Source organism: Allobosea sp. RAF48 (assembly GCF_052114025.1).
Taxonomy (GTDB): Bacteria; Pseudomonadota; Alphaproteobacteria; order Rhizobiales; family Beijerinckiaceae; genus Allobosea.
In genome coordinates, this window is sequence record NZ_JBFRDZ010000004.1 from 246,188 (window position 1) to 266,738 (window position 20,551).

The 20,551-nt window shown below is 65.8% G+C and carries 17 protein-coding genes and 1 pseudogene; 9 read left to right on the forward strand and 9 right to left on the reverse strand.

The features are described 5' to 3' along the window. The first annotated feature begins 28 nt into the window (after window positions 1–28). A complete protein-coding gene (locus tag AB4Z10_RS10010; RefSeq protein WP_441470245.1) occupies window positions 29–787 on the forward strand; it encodes an HAD-IIA family hydrolase in 759 nt (252 codons plus the stop codon). Further along, window positions 784–1,707: a MurR/RpiR family transcriptional regulator gene (locus AB4Z10_RS10015; protein WP_441470246.1), complete on the forward strand. Its 924-nt coding sequence runs from the start codon at window positions 784–786 to the stop codon at window positions 1,705–1,707. Before AB4Z10_RS10010 ends, AB4Z10_RS10015 begins: the two co-directional genes overlap by 4 nt. Window positions 1,708–1,789: 82 nt before the next feature. Here AB4Z10_RS10015 and AB4Z10_RS10020 read toward each other — a convergent pair whose 3' ends face one another. Genes AB4Z10_RS10020 through AB4Z10_RS10030 form a run of 3 tightly spaced genes read right to left on the reverse strand, consistent with a single transcriptional unit; the run spans window position 1,790 to window position 5,188 of the window. Continuing rightward, window positions 1,790–3,511 (reverse strand): SUMF1/EgtB/PvdO family nonheme iron enzyme, encoded by a 1,722-nt coding sequence (locus tag AB4Z10_RS10020; RefSeq protein WP_441470247.1) that lies wholly within the window; start codon window positions 3,509–3,511, stop codon window positions 1,790–1,792. 52 nt (window positions 3,512–3,563) lie between these two features. Beyond that, window positions 3,564–4,019 (reverse strand): DUF4399 domain-containing protein, encoded by a 456-nt coding sequence (locus AB4Z10_RS10025; protein ID WP_441470248.1) that lies wholly within the window; start codon window positions 4,017–4,019, stop codon window positions 3,564–3,566. Continuing rightward, window positions 4,016–5,188: a DUF4399 domain-containing protein gene (locus AB4Z10_RS10030; RefSeq protein WP_441470249.1), complete on the reverse strand. Its 1,173-nt coding sequence runs from the start codon at window positions 5,186–5,188 to the stop codon at window positions 4,016–4,018. The genes AB4Z10_RS10025 and AB4Z10_RS10030 overlap by 4 nt, the downstream gene beginning before the upstream one ends. A gap of 258 nt (window positions 5,189–5,446) precedes the next feature. Between AB4Z10_RS10030 and AB4Z10_RS10035 the strand changes: the two genes are divergently transcribed. The 6 genes and pseudogenes from AB4Z10_RS10035 to AB4Z10_RS10060 all read left to right on the forward strand — a co-directional run bounded on the left by AB4Z10_RS10035 (window position 5,447) and on the right by AB4Z10_RS10060 (window position 10,883). Continuing rightward, window positions 5,447–6,901 carry a caspase family protein gene (locus AB4Z10_RS10035; protein ID WP_441470250.1) on the forward strand — a complete coding sequence of 485 codons (1,455 nt, stop codon included), beginning with the start codon at window positions 5,447–5,449 and terminating at the stop codon, window positions 6,899–6,901. A 50-nt stretch (window positions 6,902–6,951) separates the two neighbouring features. Next, entirely contained in the window at window positions 6,952–8,130 is a 1,179-nt protein-coding gene (locus tag AB4Z10_RS10040; protein WP_441470251.1) for an OmpA family protein, read from the forward strand. A 136-nt stretch (window positions 8,131–8,266) separates the two neighbouring features. Further along, a pseudogene (locus AB4Z10_RS10045) lies at window positions 8,267–8,890 on the forward strand (lysophospholipid acyltransferase family protein); the annotation flags it as partial. Between the two features lie 11 nt (window positions 8,891–8,901). Continuing rightward, window positions 8,902–9,852 carry a phosphatidate cytidylyltransferase gene (locus AB4Z10_RS10050; RefSeq protein ID WP_441470252.1) on the forward strand — a complete coding sequence of 317 codons (951 nt, stop codon included), beginning with the start codon at window positions 8,902–8,904 and terminating at the stop codon, window positions 9,850–9,852. Then, window positions 9,837–10,238 (forward strand): hypothetical protein, encoded by a 402-nt coding sequence (locus AB4Z10_RS10055; protein WP_441470253.1) that lies wholly within the window; start codon window positions 9,837–9,839, stop codon window positions 10,236–10,238. The genes AB4Z10_RS10050 and AB4Z10_RS10055 overlap by 16 nt, the downstream gene beginning before the upstream one ends. Window positions 10,239–10,241: 3 nt before the next feature. Next, window positions 10,242–10,883, forward strand: a complete 642-nt coding sequence (locus AB4Z10_RS10060) for a CDP-alcohol phosphatidyltransferase family protein (RefSeq protein WP_441470254.1) — start codon at window positions 10,242–10,244, stop codon at window positions 10,881–10,883. A gap of 98 nt (window positions 10,884–10,981) precedes the next feature. Here the strand turns inward: AB4Z10_RS10060 and acnA are convergent, their stop codons facing one another. The 6 genes from acnA to AB4Z10_RS10090 all read right to left on the reverse strand — a co-directional run bounded on the left by acnA (window position 10,982) and on the right by AB4Z10_RS10090 (window position 19,386). After that, window positions 10,982–13,618 carry an aconitate hydratase AcnA gene (gene acnA / locus AB4Z10_RS10065; RefSeq protein ID WP_441470255.1) on the reverse strand — a complete coding sequence of 879 codons (2,637 nt, stop codon included), beginning with the start codon at window positions 13,616–13,618 and terminating at the stop codon, window positions 10,982–10,984. Between the two features lie 115 nt (window positions 13,619–13,733). Then, on the reverse strand, window positions 13,734–14,396 hold the full coding sequence (locus AB4Z10_RS10070; protein ID WP_441470256.1) for an aspartate/glutamate racemase family protein: 663 nt from the start codon (window positions 14,394–14,396) through the stop codon (window positions 13,734–13,736). Window positions 14,397–14,406: 10 nt separating this feature from the next. After that, window positions 14,407–15,474 carry an ABC transporter ATP-binding protein gene (locus AB4Z10_RS10075; protein ID WP_441470257.1) on the reverse strand — a complete coding sequence of 356 codons (1,068 nt, stop codon included), beginning with the start codon at window positions 15,472–15,474 and terminating at the stop codon, window positions 14,407–14,409. After that, the gene (locus tag AB4Z10_RS10080) at window positions 15,467–17,152 is read right to left on the reverse strand and encodes an ABC transporter permease (RefSeq protein ID WP_441470258.1); all 1,686 of its coding nucleotides are present in this window, start codon (window positions 17,150–17,152) and stop codon (window positions 15,467–15,469) included. Before AB4Z10_RS10080 ends, AB4Z10_RS10075 begins: the two co-directional genes overlap by 8 nt. 24 nt (window positions 17,153–17,176) lie before the next feature. Beyond that, on the reverse strand, window positions 17,177–18,277 hold the full coding sequence (locus AB4Z10_RS10085; RefSeq protein ID WP_441470259.1) for an ABC transporter substrate-binding protein: 1,101 nt from the start codon (window positions 18,275–18,277) through the stop codon (window positions 17,177–17,179). 140 nt (window positions 18,278–18,417) lie between these two features. Continuing rightward, the gene (locus tag AB4Z10_RS10090; RefSeq protein WP_441470260.1) at window positions 18,418–19,386 is read right to left on the reverse strand and encodes a GntR family transcriptional regulator; all 969 of its coding nucleotides are present in this window, start codon (window positions 19,384–19,386) and stop codon (window positions 18,418–18,420) included. Window positions 19,387–19,473: 87 nt separating this feature from the next. On the opposite strand from AB4Z10_RS10090, the gene AB4Z10_RS10095 reads away from it, so the two are divergent. Then, window positions 19,474–20,550 (forward strand): isocitrate/isopropylmalate dehydrogenase family protein, encoded by a 1,077-nt coding sequence (locus tag AB4Z10_RS10095; protein ID WP_441470261.1) that lies wholly within the window; start codon window positions 19,474–19,476, stop codon window positions 20,548–20,550. Window position 20,551 lies beyond the last annotated feature (1 nt).

The following is a 20,551-nucleotide window of genomic DNA, read 5'->3' on the forward strand; positions in this document are numbered from 1 at the left end:
CCTGCCGCGATCCGAGACGGAGTTTGCAGTGCGCGCAGCGGACGATATTCGTGGCTGGCTGATCGATCTCGACGGCACATTGGTGTGCGGCGGCCGGGCGATGCCTGGCGCCAGCGCCTTCCTCGACGCCTGCGCCGGCCGTTTCGTCGTGGTTTCGAACGATGCCGAGCATACGCCGGCAGAGTTGAGGCGTGGCCTGCGGCGGATGGGGCTCGACATTCCGACTGACCGTATCGTGCTGGCGGGAGCGGTCGCGCTCGACGATATCGCCGCGCGCCGTCCCGGAGCGCGCGTGCTCATGCTGGCGAGTCGCAGCCTGATGCGCCATGCGCGCCAGCGCGGCCTCGTGCCGGTCAGGGAGCAGCCGGATGTCGTCTTTCTCGGCCGCGACCGGTGGTTCAGCCACGCGCGGCTGGCGCTGGCGGCCAATGCCGTGCGGATGGGGGCCGAGCTCGTCGTCGCCAATCCGGACCTCGTCCATCCGGGCGCCGACGGCTCGGTCGTTCCGGAAACCGGCGCGTTGCTCGCCGCGCTGCTCGCCTGCACCGGCCCCGTGAGCTACCGCCTCATCGGGAAGCCGGAGCCGACCCTGTTCGCCGCCGGCCTCGCCCTGCTCGGATTGCCCAAGCGGGCTGTCGCGATGCTCGGAGACAATCCCAGGACCGATGGCGAAGGGGCGCGCCGCTTCGGCCTGCACTATGTCGAGGTCACAGACGGGGTGCTCCCGCAACTCCATATCGAGACGACTTGCCCGCACGAGCAAGACATGATCGCCTTGTCGGCATGAGCTCATCTCATCGAAAGCCGCATGCCGACGTCATGGCGGAAAGCCCCGACAAGGCGCGCAATGGCGGCAATGACGGCTTCGATGGCGTGATCGAGCGGCTGACGGCGCTGCGCGCGACGCTGCCACCGGCCGCCGCACGCATTGCGGACGTCTTCCTCAGCCATGCGGCCGATGTCGTGCACATGTCGGTGACGGAAGTGGCCGAACGCGCGGAGGCGAGCGAGGGCAGCGTGATCTCGCTCTGCCGCCAGCTCGGCGCGCGCGGCTTCCAGCAGGTCAAGATCGCGCTGGCGCGCGATCTCGTGCAGCCGGTGCAATTCATCCACGAGGATCTCGCGCGCGCCGACGACACCGGGACGGTAATCGAGAAGATCTTCGGCAGCGACCTGCAGGCGCTCCACGACACCATGAAGGTGCTCGACCGCGGCGCAATGGAGCGTGCGGTCGCCGCGATCCGTGGGGCGCGCCGGGTCGAGCTCTACGGCATCGGCAGCGCCGCCCCGATCGCGGAGGACGCCAATTACCGGCTCCTCCGCATCGGTATCGAATCCAAGGTCGTGGTGGATTCCCACGTCCAGGCGATCAGTGCCTCGCTGACCGGCCCGGACGTCGTGACGATCACGATCTCGCATTCGGGATCGACACATGAGACTGTCACCGCGACCAGGCTTGCGCGAGAAGCCGGCGCAACCACGATCTGCATCACCAACTTCGGCAAATCGCCGCTGCTCGCCTATGCCGACATCGTGCTCAACACCATGGCGCGCGAGACCCAGTTCCGCACGGAGGCGATGACGAGCCGCATCGCCCAGCTCGCCGTCATCGACGCCCTGATCGCCTGTCTTTCGCTGGCCGATTACGACAAGGCCGTCGCGACGATCGGCAAGACCTTCGACGTGCTCTCGACGAAGCGGTTCTAGTCGTCCGGGCCGGGGCCTTGCTCTCACTCGCGTCGCGGATGCCGCGATGGCATGGCGGCCGTTCTCTGAATGCACGCGGTCGTCAGGGCTCGCGCGCAACGCGGAAACCGTTGGTGTAGAAGCGCACATCGGCTTCGTATTTGAAACGGGCGGCCGAGCGCAGATAGCGCGGGTCGTTGTTGAAGGAGCCGCCGCGCAGCACGCGCTCGCGGCAGCCGGGCACCACATAGGCGCTGCCGTCGCGCGGGGCGCTGCGATAATTCTCGCTCCAGCAATCCGCGACCCATTCGGCCGCGTTGCCAGCCATGTCGTAGAGGCCGAAGGCGTTGGGCGGAAACTGGCCCGAAGCGACGGCGCTGCGGCGCGGCTGATCGTTGCAGCCCAGGCAGTTCGCGCGGTCCTTCTCCACGGTTTGGCCCCAGGGATAGGTCGTTGTCGTGCCGGCACGCGCGGCATACTCCCATTCGCTCTCGCTGGGCAGCCGATAGCGCTTCCCCGTCTTGGCCGAGAGCCAGGCGAGATAGGCGTTGGCGTCGTTCCAATGAATATCCGTGACGGGGCGCTTTCCGCGCCCGAGCCCGCGATCGTCAGGCCGATAGTTGCAGCCGCCCTCGTTCACGCAGCGATCCCATTCCTCGAGGCTCACCTCCCGCATACCGAGATAGAAGCTGCGCACCGCAACGGGGTGAACGGGCTTCTCGAACTCGTAAAGATCGTTAGAGCCCATTTGGAAGGAGCCGGGCGGTATCGCCACCAGCTCGGGGCAGTCGCTGCAATCGCGGATCGGAGCCGTCTTGGACGCTGCTGCAGCGGGCGTTGCAGTGACCGGAAGCGGAGTGGCCGAGGCTGCAGCCGCAGCCGCCCCGGGCTTGCCGCGGTAGAGCTGCTCGCGGGTGCGCGCCAGCGCCGAGAAACGGCCATTCGGATAGGCGTCGAGATAGGCGCGGTATTCGCTGGCATTCTGGCTGTTGCGGATCGATTCCCAGAAGGCGAGTTCGAAGGCGTCCGGCGAGGCGTCGGGGCCGCTCGGTGGCAGGATGACGGCGCGGTTCGCCTGCGCGACCGCAACGGGCTGGCCGACAGGCTTCACAACGAGCCCCTTCGGCGGCTCGGATGAGAGCCAGATTTGCTGGCTGCGCCGGCTCGCCCGCGCCACCGCATCGCGCACACGGACGATTGCGGCCGCCATGTCGAGACCGGGCGTGCGGATCGCCTTCAGCCATTCCTCGACCACGGGATTGCCGCGCGGCCCGGAATCCGCGACCGTCTTTCCCGGCGAGGCCGTGAACATCACGGCAACGGTCTCGAGCGGCTCGGTCGCGCGCAAGCCCCTCCCCCGCGTCTGCCAGGGATTGTCCCGGCTGGCATCGATCAGCACGAGGGCACTGGATGGCCTGGCAATGATCAGCGGGTCGATCACCTCGTCGAGATCGACCGCGTCCTGCACCGGGTTGGGCGAGATCGGCACGAGGAAGTCGCGGTCGCGCTGTTGCACGGCGTGGCCGGAATAGAAGACCACCGCCAAGGCGCTGGGGCGCAGCTTGCCGGCAAACTCGGCAATAGCCTGCCGCATCTCGGCACGGTCGCCATTTTCCACCGCGATCACCTCGAAGCCACCTTCGCGCAGAGCCGCGGCAACCGCGCGCCCCTGTGTCGGCGCCTGTGCGACGGCCGCGTCGGGGTAGGCGCCGTTGGCGATCACCAGCGCAACCCGGGCGGGCGGCGCCGCCTCCTGCGGCAGTGCAGGCATTGCCGCGAGCGCAACGAGCGGGACGGCGAGGAGGAAGGAGCGCAACCAGTCCATGCTAGCGACCATTCGTCATCGGCGGCGTCTCGGGGCGCGGGCCGCCGCAGTCTCAGCGCACATAGATCGTGATCTTCTTCGACATCACGGGCGGATCATGCGGCGTATGGTTATGGTCCCCGACCAATAATTGCAGCGTATGAGGCCCTTTCGGCAAGGTGACGACAACCTCCGTTTGACCGTTGCCAAGATGGATATTGTTGTAATCGGACGGAATCGGCTGGTCGGGCGGGCCGGGATCGGTGTCGATCAGCAGATGATGATGGCCGGTCGCCGCGTGGTCGACGCCGGCCGGTGCGACCCCCATGTTGTGCAGCCCGATCCGGACGGTGAAGCGCTCCGGCACGCGCAACCCGTCGAGGGGATAATGGAAATAGACCTGCGCGCCGGGCGGCGCCTTCTGCCGCTTCGCGGCCTGCGCCAGCGCATCAGTCGGCCAGAAGGGACCAGCCGTCGCACAAGACCAGACCGCCAGGAGGACAGCGACGCTAAGGCGCAAAACGCTCATCGACGCCTCACCGGTTTGCGGCCGCCCGGCATCACCATGACCGTGATGCGCTCCGACATGACCGGCGGATCGTGCGGCACGTGGTTCTCGTCCGCGAGCAGGAGCTGCAGCGTGTGCTTGCCGGGCGGCAAGGTGATGCGCCGCTCCGTCTGGCCACCGCCGAGATGGATGTGGTTGAGGTCGGACGGGATCGGCTCGTCGAGCGCCGGCGTCGCCACATCGACCAGCAGGTGATGGTGCCCGGTGTTCGGCTTGGCGACGCCGGCCGGTGCGACACCCATGTTGCGTAAGCCGAAGCGGATCGTCGAGTTCGGGAAGATCGTCTCGCCATCCTTCGGATAGATGAAGTAGACGGCGGCGTCATTGGGCGAAGCTGTGCGCGGGCGCCCCGCTCCCGCCGCGGGGGCAGCGGGCGCCGCAGGGCCGGCCTGCGCGGTATCGACGACGCGCACCCGGATCCGCTCGGACATCACCGGAGGGTCATGCGGGACATGTTCGTGATCGCCCAAGAGGAGCTGCAGCGTGTGCTCGCCGGGCGGGAGCGAGAGTTCGACCTCGGTCTGGCCGCGCCCGAAATGCAGATGGTTGAAATCACTGGGGATCTCGCGGTCGAGCGCTGGGACCTCCGTGTCGACCAGCAGGTGGTGATGGCCGCCATTGGGGCTCATCGTGCCGGCGGGTGTGATGGCGATGCCCTCGATGCCGAAGCGGATCTTCGCGCGGGTCGGAATCGTGGCGCCGTCCTTGAGGTCGATGAAGAAGACCCGGGCGCCGGGAGCTGCGGCGGAGCGCGGCTTCTCGGCCGGATCGGCCGCGACCTCGACGGTGATCCGCTCCGAGACGACCGGCGGATCATGCGGCACATGGTTATGGTCGGCGAAGAGAAGCTGGAGCGTGTGCCGGCCGGGCGTCAGCGCGATCTCGGCCTCGGTCTGCCCGCCGCCGAAGTGGATGTGGTTGAAATCGCTCGGGATCGGCTGGTCGAGCGGCGGCAGCTCGGTGTCGATCAGGAGGTGATGGTGCCCGGCATAGCGCCTGGCCTGCCCGGCGGGCGCGATCTCCATGCCAGTGATCGCAAAGCGGACGGTGAACTTGCCGGGAACGCGGTCATTGTTGGCGAGGCCAACGAAGCTGAGCTTGGCGGTAGCCGGGGCCGGGCTGCGCTGCATCGCGCGCGCCTGGGCCGCAGCCTCCCCGATCGGAAGCGCGATGGCGATGGCGCATGCCAGAGCCGCCGGTACCAGGGCGGGTATGAGGCGAAGCGCCCTCGATGGCATCGACGTCCCCCATCCACGAGACGGATACAGGCACGCTACCAGCGCTGCTGCCCTCCTTCAAGCGGAACACCTGGCACTGACGCAGCTGGAGAGGCTTTGTTCTGGAGTCCGGCCAAGTCCTGCGGTAGCCTCCCCCCGAGGAAGGGGACCATGATCCTCATCGCCAGACTCTGCGGGCTGATCATGCTCATGCTGACGGGCCTGGCCATGGCGGCGCCGGCTCCAGAGCGCCGCGTTGCGCTCGTCATCGGCAATTCCAGCTATCGCAACGCGCCGGCCCTGCCGAATACGGTCAACGACGCCCGCGACATGGCCGCGGCGCTGCGCAAGGTCGGCTTCGAGGTGATCGACGGTGTCGATCTCGACAAGCGCGGCATGGATGCGGCGCTGACCCGCTTCGCACGGCTGGCGCAGGACGCCGATTCCGCCATGTTCTATTTCGCCGGCCACGGCTTCCAGTTCAACGGCGAGAACTATCTCGTGCCGGTCGAGGCCAAGATCGAGGACGAGGTCGGCGTCCAGTACGAGACGACGCGGCTGAACGACGTCGTCACGGCCCTGAACTTCGCCAAAGGCGTCAAGATCATGGTGCTGGACGCCTGTCGCAACAACCCCTTCGTCAACCAGCTCGCCAAAAGGCAGGCGACACGCGGATTCTCTGTCGGCTCCGGCCTCGCTCCCGTGGCGCGGGCGCAGGGCATGGTCATCGCCTATGCGACGCAGGCCAACGACGTCGCAGCGGACGGTGCTGGCCGCAACAGCCCGTTCACGGCGGCGCTGGTGCGCGAGATCGACCAGCCGGGGTTGGAAGTGGCGACCCTGTTCCGCCGCGTCCAGAAGAGCGTCTACGACGCCACTTCCGGCCGGCAGACCCCCGAGCTCTCGCTGTCGCTGCTCGGCGACTTCTACCTCAACCGCGAGGAGACCGACGCGGATGTCTGGCAGCGCATCCGCTCCAGCGACGAGCCCGGCGTGCTCCGGGACTTCATCCAGCGCTATCCGGCGAGCTTCTTCGCCATCGATGCACGCACGCGGCTCGACGTGATCGAGCGCCGCTCGCTCGCGACGAACGAACGCGACAAGCTGGTGCGCGAGTTCGCAGAGCGCGAGCGCGCGCTACTGGAGCGGCTCGAGCGGGCCGAACAGGGACGTCAGCAGGCCGCGACCGATCTTGCCCGGCAGGAGCGCGACGATACGGTCCCGCCGCCGCCCGCGACCGGGGATAGCACGCGGGCGAAGCCGGCTCCTATCCAACCCAAGCCACCGACCGGGGACGCGGCCGAGCGCTCCCGTCTCGCCGACGAACTGGCCCGGCGCGAGAAGGAATTGGCCGCGCTCGAAACCGAGAAGCGGCGCTTGGCCGAGGAACGCCGCAATGTCGAGCAGGCGCTGGCGGCGCGGCTCGGCACTTTGGCGCCCTCGCCGCCCGATCGCTCGACGCAGCCTCAGGCCATGCCGGCCAGCGCGGCGCGCCCGGGCGAGCGCCGCGCCGAAGCTCCGGCTGCCGGGGCGCCGGCCAAGGCGAATTGCAGCGAGCTTCTGCTTCGGGCCCAGCTCGGCGAGCTGACGCCGGCAGCGCGCGAGCAGCTTCAGCAATGCCGCTGAGCGGCATGGGATCGAGTGAGGCGAGAGCCCGGCACGGGGAGGAATGAAGCATGTCGATCGTCACGCGCCTCGGCCGCATTCTGACTCCGCTGGCGCTTCTGGCGAGTGCCGCTACCGCATGGGCACAACCGGCCCCCCCGCCCACGCCAGTGCCTTTCCCGCAGGCTCTGCAGAAGGCGGCCGACGACCTCTTCGGCAAGGCCACGCTGACCGAAGAGCAGGTCGATCTCGTCATCGACCCGCTGATCGACGCAGCCTCCGGCTCGCAATCGAGCGCCACCCGCTCGATGCAGCAGACGCTGATCGAGATCGTGCGCAAATCCTATCCGCGTTTCGCCGTGCGCGCCTTCGATAGCGAGGCACTGGCGCGCAAGCCCGTCGTGCTGGTCGGCACCTTCACCGCCGTCAACAACCAGGGGACGGCGGACGGTCCGAAGGACGCCTATCGGATCTGCCTGACGCTGGCGGATCTGAAAACGAACAGCGTCGTCTCGAAGGGCGTGGCGCGCGCTCAGATCGAGGGCGTCGACGCGACGCCGACCCCGTTCTATCGCGACTCGCCGCTCTGGGCGCAGGACCAGGCCACCAACGCCTACATCAAGACCTGTCAGGGCACGAAGCTCGGCGAGGCGATCGATCCGGCCTATGTCGAACGACTGACGGCGAATGCCTTGGTCAATGACGGCATCCTTGCCTATGAAGCGCAGCATTTCCGCGAGGCGCTGGCCTATTATCGGGCTGCGCGCAAACTGCCGGGCGGCGAGCAGCACCGGGTCAGGATTGGGACCTACCTCGCCGCCAGCAAGCTCGCGCGACGCGACGACATGGTCGATGCCTTCGGCGACCTCGTCGATTACGGGCTGGGAAACAACCAGCTGATGGTGAAGCTGCTGTTCAAGCCCGGCACCACCCAGTTCATCGACGATCCGCGGATCACCGAACCCTATCCGATGTGGCTGAGCCAGATCGCGACGCATGCCCGTCAGAAGGGAGCGTGCCTGGAGATCGTCGGACACACTTCGCACACCGGGCTACCGCAGGTGAACGAGCGACTTTCGACGCTGCGCGCTCAGTTCGTCATGGATCTGCTGCTGACCGGTGCGCCGGATAACCGCAACCGCATGATCGCGACCGGGCGCGGCTTCAAGGAAAACCTCATCGGAACCGGCAAGGACGACAGCAGCGACGCGCTCGACCGGCGGGTGGAATTCAAGGTGATTGGCTGCTGACGACGCCCTTGCGACCTCAGATGTGCGCGAGGTTTATCCGTGCGCTCCTGCGAAGTCGTTTTCGGACTACGAACAAGATCGACAGCGCCGGAATTGAACGCTACCTCAGCTGTGGGGCGACAATCGGGGCTAAGATATGCGTGGAGCATGGATCAGATTGGCGGGCACGCTGATCCTGTTCTTTGCCCGCTTCCTGACTGCCGTCCGCGGACGGTGGGCAGGCGCGGCCCCGGCTGCCGAGCAGCGGATCTATTACGCCAATCATGCAAGCCACGGCGATTTCGTTCTGATCTGGACCGTTTTGCCGCGCCGCATGCGATTTGAGACCAGGCCAGTGGCAGGGAGCGATTACTGGCTGAAGAGCCGCATGAGGCGTTTCATCGGTTGCGACGTCTTCAACGCCGTTCTGATCGATCGCGATCGCGCGAGCCGCACAAGTGACCCGATCGTCCAGATGACGGAAGCGTTGGATGCCGGCTCGTCCCTCATCGTCTTCCCGGAAGGCACGCGCAACACCACGGAGGCCCCGCTCCTGCCGTTCAAGAGCGGGCTGTTTCACCTTGCAAAGGCGCGGCCGAACGTCGTCCTCGTGCCAGCCTGGATCGACAATCTCAACCGGGTCATGCCCAAGGGCGAGTTCGTGCCGATCCCGCTGATCTGCACGGTTACATTCGGCGCACCACTTCGTCTTGCCGATGCGGAGACTAAGCAGGATTTCCTGGCCAGGGCGGAGGCGGCCCTGCTCGCCCTGTCACCGAAGGCGAACGCGTCATGTCCATGCCGCATCCCGATCTGGTGGCCGTGCTCGCCGGCATCCTCGGCGTCCTGGTCCTCGCCTCCACCATCGGCTTCGTGCTGCAGCGCAAGCTCTCGCCCGATGGCTCCAACGCCGTGGTCGAGAACCTGAACGACCGCATCCGGGCCTGGTGGGTCATGGTCGTGCTGATGGGGCTGGCGCTGGTCGGCGGCAAGACCGGCGTGACGCTGCTCTTCGCCTTCTGCTCCTTCGCGGCCCTGCGCGAGTTCATCACGCTGATCGATACGCGCCGGGCCGACCACTGGGCGCTGGCGGCCGCCTTCTTCGTCGTGCTGCCGGTGCAGTACTACCTGATCTGGATCGAGTGGTACGGCCTCTATTCGATCTTCATCCCGGTCTACGCCTTCCTGCTGATGCCGATCATCGCGGCGCTGCGCGGCGACACCGACCATTTCCTCGTGCGCATCGCGGAAGTGCAGTGGGCGCTGATGATCTGCGTCTTCAGCACCTCGCATGTGCCGGCGCTGCTGAGCCTCGATATCGCCGGTTATCAGGGACGCAACGTCCTGCTGATCGCCTTCCTCGTCATCGTCGTGCAGATCAGCGACGTCCTGCAATATGTCTGGGGCAAGCTCCTCGGCCGCACCAAGATCGCGCCGAGGCTCTCGCCCTCGAAGACGGTCGAGGGGTTCGTCGGCGGCGCGCTCAGCGCCACCGCCGTCGGTGCCGGCCTGTCCTGGATGACGCCGTTCACGCCGCTCCAGGCCGCCTTCCTCTCGCTGGTCATCGTCCTCCTCGGCTTCTGCGGCGGGCTCGTCATGTCCGCGATCAAGCGCGATCGCGGCGTCAAGGATTGGGGGCATCTGATCGCCGGCCATGGCGGCTTCATCGACCGGCTCGACTCGGTCGTGTTCTCGGCCCCGATCTTCTTCCATCTGGTCCGCTACGGATGGTCGGCCGTATGATCCGGCCGCTCGCACGCCTGATGCGCAGCAGCGTCGTCCATGTCGCCTTCGCCTTCCTCGCCATGGGGAGCTGGGCGACATTCGCCAACCGCGCCCATCCGATGCCGGCGCCGCTTCAGGCCGGGCTGATCCAGGGGGCGATCTCGGCCACGATCACGCTGATCCTGAAGCGCTCGATCGAATATCTCGCCAGTCGTTTTACCGGCCTCGCCGCGCTTCTGGCGCCGCCCGCGATCGCCGGGCTCGTCTCCGTAAGCGTGCTGACCGTCATCCACACGATCGGCGGCACGCCGGAAATCGGCAGGACGATCGCCGTCCCCCTCACCGTCGCGACCAGCTATGCGGCTCTCTACAATCTCTCGCTCTGGCGGAGCAGGAAGGCCTGAACCGTGGCGCAGGACGACAATCGACGCCCGCTGGCGAGCCGCGATTCCGGCTGGGCCCGGTCCATCGCCCGCCTGCTGAGCGCCGCGGCCGTGACGCCGAACCAGATTTCGATGGCGAGCATGGTGATGGCGGCCTTCGCCGGCATCGCCTTCTGGCAGGCGGGCGCGGTGGATGCCTGGCCCCGCGCCGCCATGCTCTTGGCGGCCGCCCTGTTCTGTCAGCTCAGATTGCTCTGCAACCTGTTCGACGGAATGGTGGCCATCGAAGGCGGCAAGCAGGAGCCCGATGGGCCGTTCTGGAACGAATTCCCGGATCGCGTTGCCGATATCCTCATTCTCGTCGGCGCCGGTTACGGGGCTGGCGTGCCGGCCTTGGGCTGGGCGGCTGCCGGTTTTGCCGTGCTGACCGCGTATACGCGCGAACTTGGCCGGGCCTGCGGGCTGCCGGCCGATTTCTCAGGCCCGATGGCCAAGCAGCACCGCATGGCGACGATCACTGCGGCAGCCCTGCTGTCACTGCTGGAACCGCTTTGGCGCGGCCACGACGAGGTACTGACGATCGCTCTCTGGCTCATCGCCGCCGGGGCCGCCGTAACCACCCTCAGGCGGGCTAGGAATATCGCACGAGGTTTGCGCGCGCGCTGAGTGCTCGCAAACCTCGGCGCAGGAGCGGAAAAGCTTTCGGGCGGCCCGAACGGATGAACATGCAGTCGCATGCACCTGGGGCCTTGGCGGTGGCGCGCTCACGCGACGCCCATGTCGGCTGGCGCGGGCCTCCCGAGAATCCCGCTCAGGACCTGCGGGATAAGTCCGCCGGATTTCAGCAGGGTGACCTCGAGCGACGTTTCGATTGCGGCGCGCAAAGTGAGCTGGACGGGTTTTCCGTGAGAGCGGAGGATCGTCAGCGGGACCGCGCAACGGGGCGTCAAATGGTCCGGGCAGAGGTCGATCGCGAACAGGTCGTCTGAGCGAATATCAAGCACGTCGGGATGGATGCCCTTCGGAAGCAGAAGCGGCAAAATCCCCATTCCAATCAGGTTCGTCCGGTGGATCCGCTCTATACTCGATGCAATGACGGCGCGAACGCCGAGCAGCGCCATCGCCTTTGCCGCCCAGTCCCGCGAGGAACCCATCCCGTACCGTTCGCCCGCAACAAGGACGAGGGGCGTCTTCTCCCGGGCATAGCGTTCGGCGGCCTCGATCAAAGGCACGATGTCCCCAGAAGGTTCGTGACGCGTGACGCCTGCTGGCACCTCTGTCGGCACCAGCCGATTGACGGCCTGCCGGTTCGTGAAGGCGCCGCGGATCATCACCTCGTAGTTGCCTCGCCTCGAGGCGAAGACGTTGAGGTCCGCAGGGGCGCCGCCTTGCGCGATGATGTGCCGGCCGGCGGCACTGTCCGGGCGGATCTGATTGGCAGGCGAGATGTGGTCGGTGGTGACGTCGTCGCCCAGGACGATCAGGGGCCTGGCATGCCCTTCTGTCGGAGGCAGCCCGCAAGTCCGGACGAACGGAGGCCTTCTCAGATAGGTGGAGGCCGGATCCCATGGAAATTGCGGTCCAGCCGGCGCATCCAGATCGACCCAAAGCGGGCGAGTGGCCGCCTCGTGATAGGCTGCATCGAAGTCCGCGACGTCCCAACCGGAGGCCACGGCAGCGTCGATTTCGGCACCTGTCGGCCAGATCTCGTGCAGCATCACCGGCCGACCATCGGCCTCAAAACCAACCGGTTCCCGCGTGATGTCGATGTTGACCGTGCCGGCGAGCGCGAAGGCGATGACAAGCGGAGGCGAAGCCAGAAATCCGTTTTCGAGATCGGGGTGGACGCGACCCGGGAAATTGCGGTTGCCGGAAAGGACCGCCACGGGCCGGAATCCTGGCCTGCCGAGCTCGCTTCGCACGACATCGAGCAAAGCTCCCGAGTTGCCGATGCAGGTCGTGCAACCGTAGCCGACGATGCCGAACCCCAGTCCCTCCAGATCGTCCAGCAGACCGGCACGACGCAGGAAGCATTCAGCGGTCGGTGACCCCGGCGCCAGGGAGGTTTTGACGTAACCGGGCGGCTTCAATCCGCGGGCGCGGGCCTTCCGGGCCAAGACGCCGGCGGCGGCGAGCAGACTGGCGTCCGATGTGTTCGTGCAACTGGTGATGGCTGCGATCACGACAGCCCCGTCCGGTATAGTAACGTCGCCCGCAGTCGACAAAGGTGGCTTGAAGGCGGAGCGAGTGCCGCCGGCAGGCAGCCTGTCCTGCGGGCGACGCGGACCTGCCACGCTTGCTTCGATGGCGTCGAGGTCGACTGTGATCGTTCTTGTGAAGCGCGGTTCAGCGTCGGGATCAAACCAGAGATCGCAGGCCTTCGCATAGGCCTCGACCAGGCTGCAGTCCCGGGGCGGCCGACCTATCCGCGCGAGATACGCCAGAACCCTCTCATCGATGGGGAAATAGCCGGTCGACGCCCCGTATTCCGGCGCCATATTGGCGATCGCAGCGCGCTCTCCAACCGAAAGCGTCGAGACGCCCCAACCGAAGAACTCGACAAAATCGCCTGTGACCCCGATGGCGCGCAGCGCGCGGGTCACCTCGAGTGCGAGGTCAGTGGCCAGCACGCCATCCCGCAGTCGCCCGACGAGTTTCACGCCGATCACATCAGGGATGCGCAGGACGACCGGGACGCCAAAGAGAGCCCCCTCGGCCTCCAGGCCGCCGACGCCCCAACCGAGCACGCCGAGACCATTGACGGTGGGTGTGTGGCTATCGGTTCCCAGCAGAACGTCCGGGAAGGCACGGCATTCGCCCTGGTGCATCTCGCTGGCGACGACCTTGGACAGTCGTTCAAGATTGATCGTGTGCATGATGCCCGATCCCGGGGGGTGAACCCGGATGCCTGGCATGGTCGAAGCCGCCCACTTCATCAGGCGATAGCGCTCGGCGTTGCGCGCAAATTCCTTCTCGAGATTCCGCTGGAATGCATCGGCGCGGCCGAAGAAGTCGACGCCGGATGAATGGTCTGTGGAGACATCGACAGGAATGCGCGGCGTCAGGAGATCCGGGTCGCGCCCGCTTTCGGCGAGGACGTCACGCATCGCGGCAATATCGACCAGCGCCGGGCCGCAGGTCGTATCGTGCATCATGATCCGGTTTGGCAGGAACGGGATTTCGACAAGACTGCTGCCGCCTGCGAGCCACTCCCGAAGCGCCCGCGGAAGATGCGCGGTCTCCTCTGCGGGAGCCGACCGCATCGCATTCTCGAGCAAAATGCGCAGGACATGCGGCAATCGCCGAAAATCCGCCCCGAGGAGCGATGCAACGTCGAGGCGGCGGAACGTCTCGCCCGCCGCCTCCAAGGACTTCCATTCGGCTTTCTGTCTCAACTGCACGTTCTCGATCGGGCTTGAAGCCCGCCTTGTTCAAGATGTCGGCTCGAGGGGGGACCCGGCCGTCACCAGCTTCTGCATGGCGGCGCCGGCCAGGCTTGCCCTTGAGCGATGTTGTTCAGCCACCCAGCAGGCGCCGAAGTTTTCTGACGGCGGCATCCGGCGACGAGAGAACCGGCCGTGACGTCAGCGCCCGGCAGGCCGCGCCTGCACGCGACGTCGAAAAATGAGCGAGCAGGATCGCGTCCCGCTCGCCGAGTTCGGCCACGCCTTCGGAAACGCGCTGATTATGCGTTTCGGCGTCGCCGGCCCTGAGCGCCTCGATGGCACCGGAGGCCAGGTACAAGGTCAGCCGGGCACTCGGCCTGAGCCGCTTTGCTTCTTCTGCAAACTCCTGCTCCATCATGGCGACGGCCGGACCGAAGGTCGCGACCATCCCGATGTTTTCGCCATAGCCGAGGGCCTCCTCGAACATCGCCGCATTCGGCTTCAGGACTGGAACCGGCAGGATGCGAGCCGCCTCCTCGATGGCCGGCCCGAAGGCCGAGCAGGTGAAGAGGATCGCGCTTGCGCCGGTCGAGAGGCCGTACCGAGCCAGCGCCGCAATGCGGCGCGACAAGGCCTCGGTGAGCTCCCCAGCGGCGGCCCGATCCAAGGCCAGGCCATCGTCCAGGACACCGATCGTATCGGCCTCAGGCCAGATATGCCGAAACGACTGGGCGATCGGATCGACGGCCACCGGCGTCGCGTGGACGAGCGCAATGCGGATGCGGTCGGACATTGGTCCACCCTCAGGGATTGTACAGCCAGGTCGCCGAAGCCGGGATCCGGCAGTGCGCGACTGCCGCGCTCAGCGGCTCGTGACCTTGTGCGCGCAGACGCAGATCCCCCCGCTTCAGCCGGTACTCCCATTTCTCTCCGAGATAGATGCAGCCCTCGACATCGAACGGCGCGCTGCCGGAGCTCGCCTCCGGCGAAACCGAGATCGCCTCCATCCGGATGACGGCACGCACGGCGTTCGGGTCCGCGGGAGCCTCCCTGTCCTTCCAGACACCCGGCAGGGACAGGCCAGCGCAGGCGATTGCATCGGCCTGCCCTGACGCCCTTACAAGCTGACCGCTCAAGACGTTGTTCGTGCCCATGAAGTCGGCGGCGTAGAACGTCTCCGGCTTGCTGTAGATGTCGAGCGGGGTTCCCGACTGGACGATGCCGCCGCCCTTCAGCAGCAGGACCTGGTCAGCGATGGCCAGGGCTTCGGCCTGGTCATGCGTGACCATGATGGCACAGATCTTCAGATCGAGGATCAACTTGCGGATCCAAAACCTTGCTTCCTCACGCAGTTTTGCGTCGAGATTCGAGAGAGGCTCGTCGAGGAGCAGGACCTTCGGTTCGTAGACCAGGGCGCGGCAGATCGCGACGCGCTGCTGCTGACCGCCCGACAACTGGTCGGGATAGCGTGCCGCAAGATGCGCAAGGCCGAGCTTCTCCAGGATGGCTTCGACCTTGGCCTTGATTTCGCTCGCACCGACATTCCGGAGCTTCAGGCCATAGGCAACGTTCTCGAAAACGGTTCTGTGCGGCCAGAGCGCATAGGACTGGAAGACGAGACCGATCTGCCTCTGCTCGGGCGGCAGCGCGACACCGGCCTTGTCGTCGAGAACGCTGGTGCCACCGATCTTGATGACACCGATCTCGGGCTGCTCCAGGCCGGCGATGCAACGCAGCAGCGTGGTCTTGCCGCTGCCCGAGGCGCCGAGCAACGCGACGATCCTGCCCTTCTCTGCAGTGAAGCTCGCCCCGGACAGGATCTGCAGGCCGCCCAGCCATTTCTGGACGTTGTCGACGACGAGGTCAGTCATGGATCTTGGCTCCCAGCCGCAGGGCCAGCGTCAAGCCGACCGCAGTCAGCAGGATTGAGATGAAGGAGAGCGCGGCGATCTGGTCCATCGCGCCCGACGTCAACAGCGACACCATCAGCGAGCCGATCACTTCGGTTCCGGCGCTCATCAGATAGACGCCGGTGGCATACTCGCGCAGGAAGACGATCATGATCATCGCCCACGCGCCGGCCAGTCCCGGGCGAACCAGCGGGATCACCACGTCCCGCCAGGTGTGGAAGGTCGTGGCACCGGCGGTGCGCGCCGATTCCTCGAGCTCCGGCGCCACCTGCAGCAACGTCGCCTGGATGATGCGAAGGCCATAGGACAGCCCGACGATGACGTAGGCGATCAACAGGCTGAACAGCGTCGTCCGCAGCGGCACCAGGAAAGGCACGAACAGGAACAGCCAGAAGAAGGCGAGACCGACGATCAAGCCCGGCAGCGCCCGCGGGATGAGGACGGAGTAATCCAGGAGCGTGCCGGTCCGGCCGTGATTGCGGTGCCCCGCAAGACCGACCAGCAGGTAGAACGCGACCGCGAGCGCACCGCCGACGGCTGCCAGCAGGACCGTATTGACGATACCGCGGGACAGGCTCTGGATCTCGAAGACCGCGCGGAAATTGGCGAGCGTCCATTGCTCGGAGAGCCGGACGCCCTCGCCCCAGTTCTCGACGAAGGCGCGCAGCACGACCCCGCCCACCGGCAGGACCACCGAAACCAGCAGCCACAGCCCGATGATCGAGAGCGCGATCAGTTGCCCCGCGCCGCCGAGCTTGAGGAGATTGGTGCGCGCCCCCTTCCCGCCCACGGCCGCGAAGCGGCGGGCATGGCGCAGGAGCCGGCGCTGGATGAAGACCAGCGGCAGGGTGATAAGGATGAGGAAGACCGTCACGGCCGCCATGACCTGATAGGTCGGCGCGCCGAAGATCGTATTGACCTTGTAGATGTAGGTCGTGAGCACCAGGATGCCATTTGGGTCTCCAAGCACCAGGGGGATGCCGAAGGTCTCGAAACCCAGCAGAAGATTGAGCGCCGCGCTGAAGACCAGTGCCGGGAGCACCATCGGCAGCGTGACGTCGAGAGACACACGCCAGATGCTGGCCCCCGCCGTTCTGGCAGCCTCTTCCAGGTCGCTGGGCAGGCGGCGCATCGCTGAAGCGACGTAGAGATAGACGGTCGGGACGTGGCTGAGGCCGCCGATCAGGATGATGCCGGGGAGCGTGTAGATGCTCCAGGGAGCTGATCCGAAGATGTTCCGGAACGCGATCGTGACGAAGCCGGACGGCCCGACGGCTACCGTGTAGCCGAAGGCGAGCACGATCGAGGACAGGAACATCGGAACCAGGACGAGCGGCTCAAGCCAGCCCCGCCCCTTGAGATCGGTGCGCGTGATCAGGAAGGCCAAAAGCCCTCCCAGCGGCACGGCGACGACGATCATGCCGATGGCGTAGAGGGTCGTCGTCCAGAGAGCCCGATAGAATTCGGGGTCTGTCAGAATGAACTGATAGGCTTCCAGGCTGGGTCGAGCCGCCTCGTCAAAGAACGGAGCGCTGAGAAAGCTCTGGTAGATGATGAGAGCGGCCGGCGCCGCGACCATCGCGAACAGGGCCAGGATAACCGTGGCCCTGAAGCGGGGTGCTTGAGCTGCGAGTGACATTGGATCCCTCGGAGGACTGACGGCTCAGCCGCGCAGCGCCTCTTTCCAGCGGCGGAAGAAATCCGTGCGGTTCTTCGGCTCGGTTGCCTCGAGGAGCGCGGCCGTGACCGGGATCGGCTTGAGGTTACCCTTGGCCATCTCGGTCAGCTTGGTCAGGTTCAGACCGCTGGTGACGTCGGTTCGGATCGAGGGCGCACCCACCGACGCCAGCGCCGACTGACCCGTGGCACCTATCAGGAAGTCAAAGAAGACCCTGGCCGCGTTGGGGTGCGGGGCGCCCTTGGAGATATTGGCAACGCGCGAAAACGCTGCGGTGTGGTCCGAGGTCAGGATGTAGCCGAGCGCCGGATTCTTCGCCGCCCACTCGATGGCGTAGGAGCCGATGACGTTGAACGCGAGCCAATGCTCTCCGGACACGATTTTTTCGCGCATCGCACCGGAACTGCCGTAGGTCTTGCCCTCGGTTGCTCCGAACGCGCGAACGAGGTCGAACGTATCCGGCATGTTGCGGGCATCGTTGCTGAAGAACAGGAAACCCGTCCCGCTCTTTTCCGGATCGAACGTTGCGAGCTTGCCCTTCAACGCATCCTTGTTGTCACGCATGAACGCCAGCAGTTCCGGCCTGGTCTGCGGCAGCTTGAACTGGGCGAGCTGAGCCTTGTTGTAAAGGATTCCGACCGGCTCGACCGTGGTGCCGTAGAGGGTGTCGTTGAAATTGGCCCAGCTCGGCAGATGGCTGGCTTCGGGCGACTTGTAGGCCTCGGCAAGCCCCTTCTGGACAAGCACCATCTGGAGGTCCATCGCCGAGGTCCAGACGATATCCGAGCCGACCTGCTTGGCAGCCGCTTCGGAAATGATGCGGTTGTAAGCGCCGTTGGTGCCGAGATCGTTGTAATCGACGCGAATGCCGGGAAAGGCCTTCTGGAAAGCCTCGACGATCGGGCGCCCTTGCACGTCGTCGGTCGAGGTGTAGATCGAAACGACACCTTCGGCGCGCGCCTTTTCGATGACCGCCTTGTAGTCGGCCGGATAGCCGGCGGGCAGTTCCTGGGCACGGGACGGCGAACCACAGCCGAGCGCCCCAAGGCCCGCAGCCGACGCGAGCACGAATTGCCGACGATCCATCATTGCTACCCTCCCGTTGCTTTTCATTGTGGGGAGGAGCCTATCTTCGCAGATTGGCTTTATCAAGATATAAAACCATTTTCCTTTTGACGCGCATTTTGGCGCCTCGAAGGCCCCTCGCGCCTCGCCGGGAAACGGAGCTAGGCGGCGCGGTCGGCGTCGCCCGATTTCGGATGCACGACCGGTGACTTGGAAGCCAATGCGCCGCTGAGATGCCGGCGCATCAAATGGGCCGCCTCCAGATTATCTCCCTTGGCAAGGAGATCGAGGATCTGGAGGTGTTCGGTGCTCTGAACAGCAATGCGCTGCGGATTCACTTTCAGGCGGTATTCCGCCAGGCGCCGGAGCTGGTTCGCCCGCTCCAAAGCATGGAAAAACATCGGATTGCCCGACATTTTGATGATGCCCTCGTGGAACTCGGCACCGGCAGCGGTCATGGCCGCGGGAGCCAGCCCCTCGAGATTGCCTGAAGCGAGGCGCTCCTGGGTTCGACGGAGCGACGCCGCCATGGCCTTGTCGAAACGGAAGCTTGGCTCGAGTAGCGCTGCCGGCTCGATCACCGCCCGGAAGCGATAGATTTCCTCGAACGCCTCGGCGGTTTTGGCGACCTGGCGCAGCTTCCAGCCATATCCCGGCTTCGGTTCCGCCCAGCCTTCGCGAGCGGCACGGGACAGAAGATCCTGAGCCTGCGAGCGCGTGAGATTGTATCGCTCCCGGACGGCCTGCTCGGTCTGTTCCGCGCCGATCCGGTCTTTCAGCCAGTCTTCCGCCAGCTGGTAATAGGGATCGCTCTCCGCAGGACCGAATGGTTCCAGCGCGCCCTCCCCGCCCTTGCGGCGCTCCGTCGCGAGCACGAAGAATCCGCGATTACGCCGATTCTCGATAACCCCCTGATCGCAAAGGAGAGCAAGCGCCTCGCGAACAGGCGAACGCGAAACCTCGAAGCGCTTGGCGAGCGCTTCGGTCGCGAGGTGCGAACCTGTTCCAAACTCTCCCATCCCAATGCGCGCGATGATGTCGTTGGCGATGCGAAGAGCGAGAGGGCTATTGGGCATGACGGGCGCCGATTGAACTCCATGAGTGATCGCAGGTCGCGTGGGCGATGGCAATCACCCCAGGCCACCTTGACCCATTATTGGTTTTATTACATTTAATAGCCAATTCAAAGACCGTGACGGTGCCCGAGGAAAGCCAAAATGAAAATTCTCGTCCTGCCCTGCGACGGCATCGGCCCGGAGATTGTCTCCGCCTCGATGGCTGTCCTCGAAGTCGCGAGCGACCGCTTCGGTCTCGGCCTCCAGTTCGAATACGACGATGTCGGCTTCAAGAGCCTCGAGAAGCACGGCACCACGCTGCGCGAAAGCGTGCTTGATCGGGCGCGGTCGGATTTCGATGGCGTGATCCTCGGCACCCAGTCGCACGCCGACTACCCGGCGCCCGAGAAAGGCGGACGCAACGTTTCCGCCGGCTTCCGCATAGGCCTCGATCTCTACGCCAATGTGCGCCCGGCCCGCACGCGCCCCTTCATCGAGTCCAACATGAAGCCCGGGAAGACGATGGATCTCGTCATCATGCGCGAGGCCACCGAGGGGTTTTATCCGGATCGCAACATGCATCTCGGCTGGGCGGAGTTGATGCCCTCGCCGGACATGGCGATCTCGCTGCGCAAGATCACGGCTCACTGTTCGAACCGCATTGCGCGGCGCGCCTTCGAGCTCGCCTCCAAGCGCCGCAAGAAGGTGACGGCCGTCCACAAGGTGAACAGCTTCCATCAGACCGACGGCCTTTTTCTGCGTGAAGTGCGCAAGGTCGCCGCGGAGTTCCCGGATGTGAAGCTCGATGACCTCCTGATCGATGCCTCGACGGCGCATCTGGTTCGGAGCCCCGAGCGGTTCGACGTCATCTGCGCAACAAACTTCTATGGCGACATCATCTCGGATCTGGCCAGCGAGCTGTCCGGCAGCCTGGGTCTTGCCGGCTCGATGATGGCCAGCGACACGCATTGCTGCGCCCAGGCCCAGCATGGTTCCGCCCCGGATATCCAGAACCAGGACAAGGCGAACCCGGTTTCGATGATCCTGTCTTGCGGCATGCTCCTGCAGTGGTTAGGCGAAAAGCGCAAGCTGCCGGCTTTCGAGCAGGCGTTCCATGCCATCGACAAGGCCATCGACACCGTGCTGACCGATCCCGCCTCACGCACTCCCGATCTTGGCGGCAAGGCCGGCACGACGCGCTTCGGCGAACTCGTCGCCGAAACCCTGCGGACGGCCTGAC